We start from the raw sequence: 12896 nt of genomic DNA on the forward strand, positions 1-12896 counted from the left end.
CGCTGCGCCAGGAGCCCTTGCGTGACGTCTGTTTCCTGTTGGCTTCCATGTTTCTCGCTGACGTGAAGGGCTGGAACCGGTTGTCCGGAAGGAATAACGGCAGACTGTGCGGAATCTTTAACGGGCCGGGCGCGGATGGCGCTGCCGCGGCTCCGAATCGGCCACGCAAGTGTTCGACAGGCGAACGCCCGCGTGACCCACATCGAGGCTGACTTTATAAGAAATGAGGATGCAGATGAAGCGAAAACTGTTGCTGGGCGCCGCCGTGGCGGCGCTGGTGGCCGGTCATGCACTGATGGCGCAGGCGGAACTGAAGCCGGGCGCCGCGGCGCCCGATTTCACGACGCAGGCGTCGCTGGGCGGCAAGACCTACACGTACACGCTCGCGGACGCGCTGAAGCAGGGGCCGGTCGTGCTCTATTTCTACCCGGCCGCGTTCACGAAGGGCTGCACGATCGAGGCGCACGCGTTCGCGGACGCGGTCGACCGTTACAAGGCTTACGGCGCGACGGTGATCGGCGTATCGGCCGACCAGATCGACACGCTGACGAAGTTCTCGGTGAGCGAGTGCCGGAGCAAGTTCCCGGTCGCGGCCGATCCGGACGCGAAGATCATCCGGGAATACGACGCGAAACTGCCGGCGATCGACCGTGCGAACCGCGTGTCCTACGTGATTTCACCGGAAGGGAAGATTCTCTACGAATACACGAGCATGTCGCCCGACAAGCACGTCGAAAACACGCTCGCCGCCGTGAAGGCGTGGGCCGACGCCCATCCGAAGCAGTAAACGTGAACCGGGGAACCGCATGCGCCAAGCGTCGAGGCGGCCCGTCGTGCGGGCCGCCGGTACGGATCGACGCGCCGCCGCGCGGCGGCGCGCGTGAGGGCGCTAAGCGCGCAAGGCCTGCTCGATCGGCACGCTGCCGCCGACGAAGCCGACGATCTTGCGCGAGATGCCGAGCTTGATCGCCTCGATCGCGGCCCAGGCGACATCCTGGCGTGACACGGGCGGGGCGCCGTCGAACCACGCGTCGGTCAGTGCGATCTTGCCGACGCCCGGATCGTCCGTGAGCGGGCCGGGGCGCAGGATCGCGTAGTCGACGCCCGACGCGATCACCCGATCGTCGCCTTCGCGCTTCATCTGCGAATAGTGGCGCAGCGCGTCCGGGCCGAGTTCGGGCCGGTACGCGGACAGCGAGCTGATCACCACGAGCTTCTGCGCGTTGTAGGCCAGCGTGTATTCGGCCGCACGGGCGACCGCGTCGCGGTCGACCTGCTCCTCTTCGGCCGCGCCTTCCGATTCGGCCGAGCCGGCTGCGTAGATCACGTGCGTGATGCCCTGGAATGCGTGCGAGAAATCGTTCGTCAGATCGGCCTCGACCACCCGCGCGCCCGCCAGCGCATAGCCGTGCCGGCGCACGAGCGCCGTGACCTCGAACTCCGGCTGCTTGAGCAGCAGATCCGCGCAGGCCTGGCCCGTTCGGCCGGTCGCGCCAATCAGCAGTACCTTCGTCGTCATGAAACCGCTCCTTGCTCGATGCGTCGTCCTCCCAGATAGGGACGGACGACCGATAACTCAAGTGTAATGTCGATTTGCCCGTGCGGCGGGTGTGTATTAAGGGGCGTACCGGCGACGGGCCTTCCTGCGGTCATTCGTTCACACGGATGCGGGAATGACGCGCCGACCGGCTATCATGTGCGCGATGCATTTTTCGCCGCTATGTCATACAACGCAGCGGCCCACCGGTTGGAGTACACATGGCATTACCCCTGGACAACGTCAGCATGGCCGTGTTCTGCGACTTCGAGAACGTCGCGCTCGGCGTGCGCGACGCGAAGTACGAGAAGTTCGACATCAAGCCCGTGCTGGAGCGCCTGCTGCTGAAGGGCAGCATCGTCGTGAAGAAGGCCTATTGCGACTGGGATCGCTACAAGGGCTTCAAGGCGTCGATGCACGAAGCGAGCTTCGAGCTGATCGAGATTCCGCACGTGCGCCAGTCGGGCAAGAATTCGGCCGACATCCGGCTTGTCGTGGACGCGCTCGACCTCTGTTACACGAAGTCGCACGTCGATACGTTCGTGATCATCAGCGGCGATTCGGATTTTTCGCCGCTGGTGTCGAAGCTGCGCGAGAACGCGAAGAAGGTGATCGGCGTCGGCGTGAAGAAATCGACGTCGGACCTGCTGGTCGCGAACTGCGACGAATTCATCTTCTACGACGATCTGGTACGTGAGCAGCAGCGCACGCTCGCGAAGCGCGAACAGCAGCAGCGCGCGGGCAACGGCGGCGCGAAGCGGTCGGACGAGCCGTCGGCGTCGCGCAAGCACGACCTGGACGCGCGCAAGGCCGAGGCGATCGCGCTGGCCGTGGAGACGTTCGACGCGCTCGCGTCGGAGCGGGACGACGTCGGCAAGATCTGGGCGTCGGTGCTGAAGAGCGCGATCAAGCGTCGCAAGCCGGATTTCAACGAGTCGTACTACGGATTCCGCGCGTTCGGCAACCTGCTCGACGAGGCGCAGGCGCGCGGCCTGCTCGAAGTGGGGCGTGACGACAAGTCGGGCGCGTTCGTGTCGCGGGCACGCCAGTCGGCGGCCGCGGAGCAGGTTGTGCAGGCCGGCGAAGGCGGGGCCACACACCACGGCGGCCACCACGGCGCGCGCGCGGCGGAGCCGGCGCGGGCCGGCCGCGAGCCGCGACGTCGCGAGCAGCGGGCGGACGCCGTCGTGCACGAAACGGTGCAGGTCGACGCGGACGACGCGGCGATGGCCGAATCGGCCGGAGCCGCCGAAATCGCGGCAGTCGTGCCGGCTGAAACGACCCAAGCCGTGGAAGCGGTGGAAGCAGCCGAGGCGCACGGCGACGCGAAGGATGGCCGCAAGCGTGCGCGCAAGAGCGCGGCGAAGAAGACCGGCGCGAAGAAGGGCGCCGCCGCGAAGAGCGCAGGCCGTGAGTCGGCCGGGCGGCCGGACGACGCCGGGCATGGCGCGGCGAAGCACGGCGGCGACCAGCACGCGCACGGCAAGCATGCGGGCGACACGCATCGCGACCCGGAGCAGGGCGACATGTGGCCCGCCGCGGTGACGCACGCCGAGCCGTCGGCCGGCGACGTTGGCGGCGAGGTGGCTGCCGCGCCGGCCGAGGCGGCTGTCGAGGCGCCCGCCGAAGCCAAGCCGAAGAAACCGGCCCGCAAGGCGGCGCCGCGCGCGCGGCGTCCGCGCAAGACGGCGGCAGCGGCCGAGTAATGGTCGTGTAATGGTCGAGTAGTGGCCGAGGTAACGGCCGAACAACGGCCGAGCCGGGTAATGGCCCGGTAACGGCCGCCGGCCGGGTGTCGTCCGAAGCAGGTCGGCACGCGGGCCGGTTTCTCGCAGTGCAACAGCGGCCGGCGCAATGCCGGCCCTTCAGCCGAGCTGACCATTCAGCGCATAAGGCTGCGTCATCACTTCGAGGAAGTGGCCGTCCGGATCGTCGAAATACACGCCGCGGCCGCCGTTGTGGCGGTAGATGTCATCGGGTTGCCGCTTCGCGGGATCGGCCCAGTGCGGCAGCCCGCGCTCGCGGATGCGTGCCAGCACGCGATCGAAGGCGGCTTCGTCGAGCAGGAACGCGTAATGCTGCGACCGGATGTCCCCCGCCTGTTCGTAGAAATCGAGCGACACGCCGTTGTCGAGCGGCACGACCAGCATCGCGCCGAACGGCGTCGGCGGCGGCAGTTCCAGAAGCTCGGTGAGGAAGCGGCTCGACGCGCGCTTGTCGCGACACCAGACGATCGTATGGTTGAGCTGGACGTTCATGGCGTGTCCCCGTGAAGGGTCCCGCGGTGGGCATGGACTCACGATAGCCGATCGCTGCCGATGCGCAAGCGCGGCAAGCGGCCGCCCGGCGGGCGGCCGCTTCCATCACTCCCCGGCGACGGCCGGCCCGCCGGAATTCCCGCGGCGGTTGCGCCGCTTCTCGGCCCAGACGCGGAAACGGTCCATGTACAGGTAGACGACCGGCGTCGTATAGAGCGTCAGCACCTGCGACACGATCAGGCCGCCGGCGATCGCGATCCCGAGCGGCGCGCGCAGCTCGGCACCGTCGCCGCTGCCGAACGCGAGCGGCAGTGCGCCGAACAGCGCGGCCATCGTCGTCATCATGATCGGGCGGAAGCGCAGCAGACACGCCTCGTGGATCGCGTCGAGCGACGATTTGCCGTAGTTGCGCGTTTGGTCGATCGCGAAGTCGACCATCATGATCGCGTTCTTCTTCACGATACCGATCAGCAGGATCACGCCGATCAGCGCGATGATGCTGAACTCGGTCTTGAACAGCAGCAGCGCGAGCAGCGCACCGACACCGGCCGACGGCAGCGTCGACAGGATCGTGATCGGGTGGATGTAGCTCTCGTACAGGATCCCGAGCACGATATAGACGGCCAGCAGCGCCGCGAGGATCAGGATCGGCTGGTCGTTCAGCGACTGCTGGAACGCCTGCGCGGTGCCCTGGAAGCTGCCGACGATCGTCGGCGGCACGCCGACCTGCGCCATCGTCTGGTAGATCACCTGCGTCGCCTGCGACAGCGACACGCCGGGCGGCAGGTTGAACGAGATCGTCGTCGCGACGAACAGCCCCTGGTGGTTGACCGACAGCGGTGTCGTGCTCGGCCCGAACGTCGCGATCGCCGACAGCGGGATCATCGTCGACTTCGACGTCGACACCGACGCACCCGACGACGCGCTCGACTTGCCGCTCGCCGCGATCGCGTTGAGCGCCTGGTTGCGCGCGGAGTCCGACGCGATCGCCGCGGCGCTCTGCGCGGCCGTGCCGGCGCTCGACGTGCCGGCCGACGTCGCGACGTAGGTGCCGGCCGCCGCGTTGGTGGTCTGCGAGCCGTTCGCACTGCCGCCCGACGTGCTGACCCACACCTGGTTCAGCATCTCGGGGCTCTGCCAGTATTTCGGCGCGACTTCCATCACCACGTGGTACTGGTTCAGCGGGTTGTAGATCGTCGAGACCTGGCGCTGGCCGAATGCGTCGTACAGCGTATTGTCGATCTGCGCGGGCTTGATGCCGAACCGCGCGGCCGTCGCGCGGTCGATCGTCACCATCGCCTCGAGGCCGCCTTGCTGCTGGTCCGAATTCACGTCGGTCAGCTCGGGACGCTTCTGCAGCGCCTCGGTCAGGATCGGCCCCCACTTGTACAGGTCGGCGCTCGAATCGCCGAGCAGCGTGAACTGGTACTGCGCGTTGCTCTGCCGGCCGCCGACGCGGATGTCCTGTGCCGCCTGCAGGAACGTGCGCGCACCCGCGACGTCCGCCAGCGGCGGGCGCAGTTGCTGGATCACCTGGTCGGCCGTCAGCTTGCGCTCGGTACGATCTTTCAGCGTGACGAACATGAAGCCCGAGTTGGTCTGCGTGCCGCCGGTGAAGCCCGCGACGCTCTTCACGTTCGGGTTGCCCTGCACGATCCGCATCATCTCGGAGAACTTCAGCTTCATCGCCTGGAACGACGTCGACTGGTCGGCCTGGATGCCGCCGATCATCAGCCCGGTGTCCTGCTGCGGGAAAAAGCCCTTCGGCACGACGACGTACAGGTAGGCGTTCAGCACGATCGTTGCGACGAGCGTCAGCAGGATCAGCAACGGCCGGCGCAGCGCCCACGACAGCGAGCGTTCGTAACCGCGCTGCATGCGGCTGAAACAGCGTTCCAGGAATCGCGCGAAGCGGCCTTCGCTCTGCGGTTCGTGCGACTCGGGGAGCAGGCGCGCGCACATCATCGGCGTGACGGTGAGCGACACCGCGAGCGACACGGCGATCGCAAGCGACAGCGTCAGCGCGAACTCGCGGAACAGGCGCCCGACGATGCCGCCCATCAGCAGGATCGGCAGGAACACCGCGACGAGCGAAATGCTCATCGACAGCACCGTGAAGCCGACCTCGCGCGCGCCGTCGAACGCGGCCTGCATGCGCGACTTGCCGTTCTCGATATGCCGCGAGATGTTCTCGAGCACGACGATCGCATCGTCGACGACGAAACCGGTCGCGACGATCAGCGCCATCAGCGACAGGTTGTCGATCGAGAAGCCGAGCAGGTACATCGCGCCGAACGTGCCGACGATCGAGATCGGCACCGCGACGCTCGGGATCAGCGTCGCGCGCCAGTTGCGCAGGAACAGGAACACGACCATCACGACGAGGCTGATCGCGATCAGCAGCGTGTGTTCGGTGTCCTTCAGCGACGCGCGGATGGTGGTCGAGCGGTCGAGCACGGGCGTGACCGTGATGTCGGCCGGCAGCGACGCGGTGAGCTGCGGCAGCGCCGCGCGCACGCGGTCGATCGTATCGATGATGTTCGCGCCGGGCGAGCGGTAGAGGATCACGAGCACCGCGCGCTTGCCGTTCGACAGGCCGAGGTTGCGAAGATCCTCGACCGAATCGACGACGTCGGACAGGTCGGACAGCCGCACGGCCGCGCCGTTGCGATACGCGACGACGAGGTCGCGGTATTGCGACGCCTCGGAAGCCTGGTCGTTCGTATAGAGCTGGTAGCGCTGCGGGCCGAACTCGATCGCGCCCTTCGGCGCGTTGGCGTTCGCGGAGGCGAGCGCCGCGCGCACGTCCTCGAGGCCGATCCCGTAGTGGAACAGCGCCTGCGGCTCGAGCTCGACGCGCACGGCCGGGTTCGCGGAGCCGCTCACCGACACCTGGCCGATCCCGTCGATCTGCGACAGCGACTGCTGCAGCACCGTCGACGCGGCGTCGTACAGCTTCGCGGGCGACGAGGTTTCCGACGTCAGCGACACGACCATGATCGGCGAGTCGGCCGGGTTGACCTTGCGGTAGGTCGGGTTGCTCTTCAGCGCGGCGGGCAGGTCGGCGCGCGCCGCGTTGATCGCGGCCTGCACGTCGCGGGCGGCGCCGTCGATGTCGCGGTTCAGCCCGAACTGCAGGATGATCCGGGCATTGCCGACCGTGCTCGTCGACGTCATTTCGGAGACGTCGGCGATCGAGCCGAGGTGCCGCTCCAGCGGGCTCGTCACGCTGGTCGCGACGGTCTCGGGGCTCGCGCCGGGCAGCGACGCCTGCACCGAGATGGTGGGGAAGTCGACCTGCGGCAGCGGCGACACCGGCAGCTTGACGAACGCGAACAGGCCCGCGAGCGCGACGCCGATCGCGAGCAGCGTCGTCGCGACGGGGCGCGTGATGAAGGGGCGCGACAGGTTCATGTCGGCACTCGCTGGGCCGCCGCGTGTTCCGACGGATGCGTTTTCGGGAGATGGGAGGGCTGCGCCCCCCCACGCGAACGAAGTGAGCGTGAGGGTCGTGTCATTTACGCATCCGTGCGCGAGCCGGCTTGCGGGCCGTGGCGCTCGAACCAGCCGCGCACGCGGCGCGCGAGCGAGTCGAAGCCGAGGTAGATCACGGGCGTCGTGAACAGCGTCAGCACCTGCGACACGATCAGGCCGCCGGCGATCGCGACCCCGAGCGGCTGGCGCAGCTCGGAGCCCGCGCCGGCGCCGACGATCAGCGGCACCGCGCCGAGCAGCGCGGCGAGCGTCGTCATCAGGATCGGCCTAAAGCGCAGCAGGCACGCCTGGTAGATCGCCTCGCGCGGCGGCTTGCCTTCGACACGTTCGGCCTCGAGCGCGAAGTCGATCATCATGATCGCGTTCTTCTTCACGATACCGATCAGCAGCACGATGCCGATGATCCCGATGATGTCGAGGTCGTGCCCGGTGATCATCAGCGCAAGCAACGCGCCGACGCCGGCCGACGGCAGCGTCGACAGGATCGTGATTGGGTGGATGTAGCTCTCGTACAGCACGCCGAGCACGATGTACATCGTGACGACCGCCGCGAGGATCAGGAACAGCTGGTTCGACAGCGATGCCTGGAACGCGAGCGCCGCGCCCTGGAAGCGCGTCTGGAACGACGCGGGCAGACCGATGTCCTTCTCGGCGGCGTCGATCGCCTTGACCGCCTCGCCGAGCGACGCACCCGCCGCGAGGTTGAACGAGACGGTGGTCGACGGGAACTGCGACAGGTGCGCGACCAGGAGCGGCGACGGCCGTTCGTGGAACGACGCGATCGACGCCAGCGGCACCTGGCCGCCGCCCGCCGACGGCAGGTAGATGTCGTTCAGCGATTGCGCGTAGTGCTGCTCCTTCGGCTCCGATTCGAGAATCACGCGGTACTGGTTCGACTGCGTGAAGATCGTCGACACGATGCGCTGGCCGAACGCGTCGTACAGCGCGTTGTCGACGGTCGCCGGCGTGATGCCGAAGCGCGCGGCGCTCGCGCGGTCGATCTCGATGTAGACGGACTGGCCGTTGCTCTGCAGGTCGGTCGCGACGTCGGCGAGCGACGGCTCCTGCTGCAGCCGCGCGACGAGCTTCGGTACCCAGGTCGCGAACTCTTCCGAGTTCGGGCTCGTCAGCATGAACTGGTACTGCGTCGGGCTGACGGTCGAGTCGATCGTCAGATCCTGCACCGGCTGCATGAACAGCGAGATCCCGGTGATGTTCGCGACGCGCTGCTGCAGGTCGCGGATGATCTGCGCGGCGGTTTCGGTGCGTTCGTCGCGCGCCTTCAGGTTGATCAGCATCCGGCCGCTGTTCAGCGTGATGTTGCTGCCGTCGACGCCGATGAACGACGTGAGGCTCACGACGTTCGGATCCTTCAGGATCTCGGCCGCGAGCGTCTGCTGGCGCTCGGCCATCGCGCCGTACGAGATCGACTGCGGCGCCTGCGTGATCGCCTGGATCACGCCGGTGTCCTGCGCGGGGAAGAAGCCCTTCGGCACGTACACGTACAGCAGGCCCGTCAGCGCGAGCGTCAGCAGCGCGACGACGAGCGTCGAGCGCTGGCGGTTCAGCACCCATTCGAGCGCGACCGCGTAGCGCGCGATCACCCAGTCGATCGCCTGGTGCACGCGCGCCTCGAAGCGGTGGCTCTCGGGCGGCGGCGAATGGCGCAGCAGCTTCGCGCACATCATCGGCACGAGCGTGAGCGACACGATCGCCGAGATCACGATCGTCACCGCGAGCGTGATCGCGAATTCATGGAAGAGGCGCCCGACCACGTCGCCCATGAACAGCAGCGGGATCAGCACCGCGATCAGCGACACCGTCAGCGAGATGATCGTGAAGCCGATCTGCTTCGAGCCCTTCAGCGCGGCCTCGAGCCCCGATTCGCCTTCCTCGACGTAGCGCGCGATGTTCTCGATCATCACGATCGCGTCGTCGACGACGAAGCCGGTCGCGATGGTGAGCGCCATCAGCGACAGGTTGTTCAGCGAGAAGCCGGCCATGTACATCACCGCGAGCGTGCCGATCAGCGACAGCGGCACCGACAGGCTCGGGATGATCGTCGCGTAGATGTTCGCGAGGAACAGGTACATCACGAGCACGACGAGCCCGACCGCGACCAGCAGCTCGAACTGCACGTCGCGCACGGCGGCGCGGATCATCGTCGTACGGTCGGTGACGATCTGCACGTCGAGCGCGGCCGGCAGCGTTTCCTGCAGCTTCGGCAACTGCGCCTTGATCGCGTCGACGGTCGCGATCACGTTCGCGCCCGGCTGGCGCTGCACGTTCAGGATGATCGCGGGTTCCGAATTCACCCACGCGCCGAGCTTGGTGTTCTCCGAGCCGGCGACGACCGTCGCGACGTCGGTGAGCATCACCGGGCGGCCGCCCTTGTACGCGACGACCGCGCTGTTGTATTGATCGGCGCTCGTGAGCTGGTCGTTCGCGTTGATCGTGTACGCGCGCGTCGGGCCGTCGAAGTTGCCCTTCGGCGTGTTCACGTTCAGGTTCGAGATCGTCGTGCGCAGGTCGTCGAGGTTCATCCCGTACTTCGCGAGCGCGGTCGGGTTCGCCTGGATCCGCACGGCCGGGCGGTTGCCGCCCGACAGGCTGACGAGGCCGACGCCCGCGATCTGCGAGATCTTCATCGCGAGGCGCGTGTCGGCGAGGTCCTGCACCTGCGTGAGCGGCAGCGTCTTCGACGTGACGGCGAGCGTGATCACCGGCGCGTCGGCCGGGTTGACCTTCGCATAGATCGGCGGGGCGGGGAGGTCGGACGGCAGCAGGTTGCCGGCCGCGTTGATCGCGGCCTGCACTTCCTGTTCGGCGATGTCGAGCGGCAGGTCGAGCGAGAACTGCAGCGTGATCACGGACGAGCCGGCCGAACTCTGCGACGACATCTGGTTCAGCGACGGCATCTGCCCGAACTGCCGTTCGAGCGGCGCGGTGACCGACGAGGTCATCACTTCCGGGCTCGCGCCCGGGTAGAAGGTCTGGACCTGGATCGTCGGATAGTCGACTTCCGGCAGCGCGGCGAGCGGCAGGAAGCGCAGCGCGACGAGACCGGCCAGCATGATCGCCGCCATCAGGAGGGCGGTGCCGACCGGCCGGAGAATGAAAAGGCGGGATGGATTCATCGAGCGGCCCGCGCGTTACTGGGCCGCGGGGGCCGCTGCCTGCGACGCGCCGTGCCGGTGTCCGCCGCGCTGGCCGCCGGCGCCCGATGCACCCGACGCCGCACCGGCGCCGCGCGCGCCCGACGCGCCTTTCGGCTTGTCGGCCGGGATCGAGATCTTCGCGCCTTCGCGCAGGCGGTCGGAGCCGTCGGTCACCACGCGTTCGCCGAGCGACACGCCGCTGACGATGCTCGTGCGTTCGCCGTCGACCGGGCCGACCGTGACCTTGCGCACCGTCACCGTGTTGTCGGGTTTCACGACGTAGACGAACTGGCCGATCGAGCCGGTCAGCACGGCGGAGGTCGGCACGATCGTCGCGTTGCGCATCACGTCGACGAGCAGCCGCGTGTTCACGAACTGATTCGGGAACAGCATGCCTTCCTTGTTATCGAAGTTCGCGCGCAGCTTGACCGTGCCCGTGCTCGTGTCGATCTGGTTGTCGAGCGTCGCGAGCGAGCCCGTCTCGAGCGGCACCGTGTTGTTGCGGTTGTACGCGGTGACCGACAGCTTCTGGCCCGCGTTCACCTGCTTGAGGATCTGCGGCAGGTTGTCTTCCGACGTCGTGAAGATCACGCTCATCGGCTGCAACTGCGTGATCACGACGATGCCGTTGGTATCGCCCGGCGTCACGTAGTTGCCGGGGTCGACCTGGCGCAGGCCGACGCGGCCCGACACCGGCGCGGTGATGCGCGCATACATGAGGTTCAGCTTCGCGGAATCGATCGCGGCCTGGTCGGTCTTCACCGCACCTTCGTATTGCTTGACGAGTGAGGCCTGCGTATCGACCGTCTGCGACGCGATCGAATCCTGCGACAGCAGCGTCTGGTAGCGCTTCAGGTCGAGGCGGGCCGTCGCGAGCAGTGCCGCGTCGCGCGCATGCGTGCCTTCGGCGTTCTCGAGCGCGACTTGGTACGGGCGCGGGTCGATCTGCGCGAGCACGTCGCCTTTCCTGACGATCTGGCCTTCCTGGAACGAGACCGACTGCAGGTAGCCCGACAGCTGCGTCTTGACCGTCACGTTCGCGAGCGGCGTGACGGTGCCGAGCGCGGACAGCACGATCGGCATTTCGCCCTGCGTCGCGGTCGCGACCTGCACGGGCTGCGGAATGTTCGCCATCGCGGCGGGGCCGCCTCGGCCGCGGTGGCCGCCGCCACCAGCGGCGCTTGCACCCGCGCCCGTCGCGGCACTGCCGGCCGCCGGCGTGCGGTTCCACGGGTGCCACCACAGCAGGCCGCCGATGACGACGACCGCGAGCGCCCCGGCCATCAGCGTGCGGCGCGGGCGTCGTGCGGCGGGAGACGCGGGGTCGTTCGAAGGAGGCGTGGGCTTTTGTTCGTTATCCATCGTGTTCTGTCAGGAAGACGGCGCGGCGTGCCGGAAATCAGACTGCTGGGCTGCGCGTGGGCGGGCGGTGCCGGGAGGGGGCGCCCGGCTCGGTCCGGGGCCCCGCCGGCCTGCGCGGGAAAAGAGCGGTGCGCACCGCGAAGGCGGCGCGACGATGGGCATGATCCTACGTCCCGTCCCCGTTACAGTCCAGTGGACTATCTTTCAACGGGTTACGGTCGTTACAGAACGCAATTGGACGATGACGAATCGATTACACGGCGTGCCGCCGGGCCGGTGCGCCGCCGATCTCGCGGGTGATTTTCGCGATGCATTCGTGCAGCGCGGGTACCACGTGTTCGTGCAGCCATTCGGGCGGGCACTGGTGCGACGCGCCGCCGCAATTCACCGAATAGCGCTGCCCCGACGGGCCGACGAAACCGGCCGCCACCGCATTCAGGCCCTCGCGCCATTCGCCGATCGCGATCGCGCAACCGTCGCGCATCGCGTCGTCCAGCGCGGGGGTCAGGCGCGCGGACACGTGCGGCCAGTCGTCGCCGGCCGTGGTGCGCAGCGACTCGAGCAGCAGGCGGCGTTCGTCGTCCTCGAGTGCCGCGAGATACGCACGGCCGACCGCGGTGCGTGCGATGTCCATCCGCGAGCCGATCTCGAGACGCGTGACGAGCACGGCCGAGCGCGGCCGGATCACGTCGATCGCGACCATGTCGAGCCGGTCGCGCACCGCGAGGTGCACGGACAGCGACGTGCGTTCGGCCAGCTCGATCATGAACGGCCGCGAGCGCGCGCGGATGTCGAAGTTGCGCAGGAAGCCGTGGCTCAATTCGAGCACCGACGCGGTGAGCACGAAGCGCTCGCTGTCGGGCAACTGGAACAGGAAGCCGGCGCTGACGAGCGTCGCGGTGATGCGCGAGACGGTCGGCTTCGGGATGCCGGTCAGTTCGGTCAGCTCGCGGTTGCTGACGGGCGCGTCGGCAGCCGCGATGCGGCGCAGCACCGCGAGGCCGCGGGCGAGGGCGGTGATTTCGTCGGGCGAGGATTCACGGTCCCGCGACGCGGGAGGGGTTACAGTGGTCGACACGAGGGATT

The 12896-nt window shown here is 67.9% G+C and carries 8 protein-coding genes; 2 read left to right on the forward strand and 6 right to left on the reverse strand.

Annotated features, from left to right (window positions below):
- The first annotated feature begins 235 nt into the window (after window positions 1-235).
- On the forward strand, window positions 236-787 hold the full coding sequence (locus FOZ70_RS15560; protein WP_124587905.1) for a peroxiredoxin: 552 nt from the start codon (window positions 236-238) through the stop codon (window positions 785-787).
- 102 nt (window positions 788-889) lie between these two features.
- Here the strand turns inward: FOZ70_RS15560 and FOZ70_RS15565 are convergent, their stop codons facing one another.
- Complete coding sequence (locus FOZ70_RS15565) at window positions 890-1519, reverse strand: NAD(P)H-binding protein (RefSeq protein WP_027787962.1); 630 nt, start codon at window positions 1517-1519, stop codon at window positions 890-892.
- A 239-nt stretch (window positions 1520-1758) separates the two neighbouring features.
- Between FOZ70_RS15565 and FOZ70_RS15570 the strand changes: the two genes are divergently transcribed.
- Window positions 1759-3243 carry an NYN domain-containing protein gene (locus FOZ70_RS15570; RefSeq protein ID WP_219706206.1) on the forward strand — a complete coding sequence of 495 codons (1485 nt, stop codon included), beginning with the start codon at window positions 1759-1761 and terminating at the stop codon, window positions 3241-3243.
- 159 nt (window positions 3244-3402) lie between these two features.
- Here the strand turns inward: FOZ70_RS15570 and FOZ70_RS15575 are convergent, their stop codons facing one another.
- The 5 genes from FOZ70_RS15575 to FOZ70_RS15595 form a co-directional block, all read right to left on the reverse strand.
- A complete protein-coding gene (locus tag FOZ70_RS15575; RefSeq protein ID WP_059620746.1) occupies window positions 3403-3795 on the reverse strand; it encodes a VOC family protein in 393 nt (130 codons plus the stop codon).
- A gap of 105 nt (window positions 3796-3900) precedes the next feature.
- Window positions 3901-7209: an efflux RND transporter permease subunit gene (locus tag FOZ70_RS15580; RefSeq protein ID WP_048024411.1), complete on the reverse strand. Its 3309-nt coding sequence runs from the start codon at window positions 7207-7209 to the stop codon at window positions 3901-3903.
- Between the two features lie 104 nt (window positions 7210-7313).
- Window positions 7314-10427: an MdtB/MuxB family multidrug efflux RND transporter permease subunit gene (locus FOZ70_RS15585; protein WP_219706207.1), complete on the reverse strand. Its 3114-nt coding sequence runs from the start codon at window positions 10425-10427 to the stop codon at window positions 7314-7316.
- Window positions 10428-10442: 15 nt separating this feature from the next.
- Entirely contained in the window at window positions 10443-11810 is a 1368-nt protein-coding gene (locus tag FOZ70_RS15590) for an MdtA/MuxA family multidrug efflux RND transporter periplasmic adaptor subunit (protein WP_219706208.1), read from the reverse strand.
- Window positions 11811-12063: 253 nt separating this feature from the next.
- Complete coding sequence (locus tag FOZ70_RS15595; RefSeq protein WP_057056455.1) at window positions 12064-12888, reverse strand: IclR family transcriptional regulator; 825 nt, start codon at window positions 12886-12888, stop codon at window positions 12064-12066.
- Window positions 12889-12896: the final 8 nt, after the last annotated feature.

It is taken from the genome of Burkholderia sp. COPS (assembly GCF_019425585.1).
Lineage (GTDB): Bacteria > Pseudomonadota > Gammaproteobacteria > Burkholderiales > Burkholderiaceae > Burkholderia > Burkholderia cepacia.